This is a genomic window from Streptomyces flavofungini, assembly GCF_041028215.1.
GTDB classification, from domain to species: Bacteria; Actinomycetota; Actinomycetes; order Streptomycetales; family Streptomycetaceae; genus Streptomyces; species Streptomyces flavofungini_B.
This window is the reverse complement of record NZ_JASKYR010000933.1, coordinates 1-2388: the sequence shown is the minus strand read 5'-3', so window position 1 is coordinate 2388 and position 2388 is coordinate 1. Positions and strand designations below refer to the sequence as shown.

General features: G+C 72.4%; 2 protein-coding genes. Both read right to left on the bottom strand.

Annotated features, from left to right (window positions below; genetic code table 11):
* Positions 1-86: 86 nt before the first annotated feature.
* Positions 87-1712: an AMP-binding protein gene (locus tag AB8Z36_RS36745; RefSeq protein ID WP_369217726.1), complete on the bottom strand. Its 1626-nt coding sequence runs from the start codon at positions 1710-1712 to the stop codon at positions 87-89.
* An 87-nt stretch (positions 1713-1799) separates the two neighbouring features.
* Positions 1800-2388, bottom strand: a 589-nt coding sequence (locus tag AB8Z36_RS36740) for a LysR substrate-binding domain-containing protein (RefSeq protein WP_369217725.1), incomplete at its 5' end; no start/stop codon positions are given.

Sequence of the window (2388 nt, the reverse complement as noted above, 5' to 3'; positions counted from 1 at the left end):
CAAGGGGGCCCGGTCCCCGCTGACCGGGGCGGTCGCCGTCATGGTGGAGGAGATAGCCAACTACAACACCGCCGCCGGGTGACCTTTCAGGACAGGAGCAGTTGGGCGCGCAGGCGGATACGGTCGGGTTTGCCCGCCGCGGTCAGGGGGATGGCGGGCAGCACGTGGAGGGTCTCGGGAGCGTAGAGCCTGCCCTTGCGAGCGGTGACGAACTCGCGGATATCCGCAAGGGCGGGCCGCTGTCCGGCGGCGGGCACCACCGCGGCGTGGACGTGCTCGACCGCCTCCTCGTCCCGGTGGCCGAAGACCGTGCACTGGGCGACGGCGGGGTGGCGCAGCAGCAGTTCCTCCAGCTCGGCCGGGTACACATGGCCTCCGACGACCACGATCATCTCCTTGAGCCGGTCGACGATGTAGAGGTAGCCCTTGTCGTCCAGGTAGCCGATGTCGCCGGTGTGCACCCATCCGTCGCGCAGCACCCGCGCGGTCAGCTCGGGCTGTTTCCAGTAACCCCGCATCGCGTAGGGGGAGCGTACGAGCACTTCACCGCGCTCTCCGGCGGGCAGGGTGACGCCGTCGGGGTCGCGGATCTCGATCCGCACGCCGGGCAGGGCCCGGCCGACGGTCAGATGGCCGTCGCGTCCGGTCATCTCCTGTTCTCCGGGGCCCGTTTCGGTGATGAGCTGGGCCTCCGCCTGTCCGTACCAGCCGTGGAGCACGGGGCCCAGGGCGGCGGCCGCCTGGCGCAGCCGGGCGGGGGAGGCGGCGGTGCCGCCGTAGGTGACGCGGCTCAGGCTCGACAGGTCGGTGGCCGCCAGCGCCGGGTGGTCGAGGAGCTGGTAGAGCAGGGGCGGCAGGAGCCAGGTGTGGGTGACGCGTTCGCGTTCGATGGTGGCCAGTACGTCGGCGGGCTCGAAGCGGTGGCGCAGCACCACCGATCCGCCCTGGAACAGGGTGCGGTCGACCAGGAGACCGGCCAGGTGGGCCAGCGGGGTGCAGGCCAGGAAGCGCGGCGGTTCACCGGCACCCGCGAGCCGGTCCCCCAGACCGGCGCGGTGGGAGCCATGCGTCATGCCGATGCCCTTGGGGACGCCGGTGGTGCCTCCCGTGTAGCCGATGCGCCAGTCGTCGTCGGGGCCCGCCGGAGAGGTGAACGGTGTCGCGGGACGCGGGGAGGCCCGAGCCAAAATGTCCTCACCGTCCGGGCCCGGGCCCAGGGAAAGCACGGCCACTCCCTCGGCGACCGCGCCCCGCAAGTCTCGGGCCAGCTCCGGCTGTTGCGCGTCCACAAGGAGCATCCGGCAGTCTGCGTCGGCCATGATGCGTGCCATGGTCGGCGCGCTCATGCCGTCGTACAGGCAGACCACGCGCGCACCGGCGAGGTTGGCGGCATAACGGGACACGAGGGCCTCGACGGTGTTGCCGGTGAGCAGGGCGACGGTGGTGCCGACGGTCACCTCGCGCTCACGCAGTTCCGCCGCCAGGCCGTACACCTGGTCGCGGAAGTCCGAGGCGGTGGTCGTACGCCCTTCCGCGTCGGTGAGGACGGTGCGGTCCGGCGCCTCGGACAGAGTGGCGAGGACGGCCTCGACGTAGGTGGTGAAGTCGCCGGGCGAGCGCTGGTCCGGGCCCTCGCCACGGCTCTGGTCCTCGCCGTGGCCGTGGCCGTGGCCGTGATCGAGGTCGTGGTCAAGTAGCTGGTGCTGCGGCATCGCGGTGCTCCCGTCGGCGGGTCCGGTGGATGCATCCGACGTTAGGGAGGTCCGCTCATGCCTTCCACGACCAGTTCTGTCATGTGCTCATGACGAGTAGCGCATGAAGTGCTCCACGGCCAGCCGCCGGAAGGTTTGGGCCGCCGGGGAGAGATAGGCGTCCGCACGCCATACGAGGCTGAGGGTGCGGTGGGCCTCGGGAGTGTCGAGGCGTGTCCAGGACACCGGCCCGTGCTCGCCGAGGGCACGCCGTGCGACGGCGGGCATCAGGCCGATGCCCAGTCCGGTCGCGATGAGCCCCGGAGTGGCGGCGGCCTCGTCGCCCTCGCACACCACCCGCGGCTCCAGCCCCTCACGGGCGAACAGGGCGTCGAGGAGCACGCGTTGCCAGTGGCCGGCCCGCGTACTGACGAACTCCTCCCCGGCCAGCTCGGCCACCGCGACCCGGGCGCGGTCCGCCAGACGGTGGCCGCGCGGCACGGCGAGGAACACCTCCTCGCGCAGCAGGGCCACCGCGTCGAGACCGGGTCCCGCCAGCGGCTGCGAGGCGAGGGCGAAGTCCACCTCGGCGGCGCTCAGGTGGCGCCGCATCGACTGCACGGAGGCCTGCGAGAGCCGCACCCGCACGCCCGGACTGTGCGCCCGGAAGACGGCCAGCACCTCGGCGAGCTGCAAC

Bases quoted from the DNA above. Each gene is read 5' to 3' on its own strand.
- AB8Z36_RS36745 (WP_369217726.1), bottom strand. From the start codon at position 1,712: ATGCCGCAGCACCAGCTACTTGACCACGACCTCGATCACGGCCACGGC.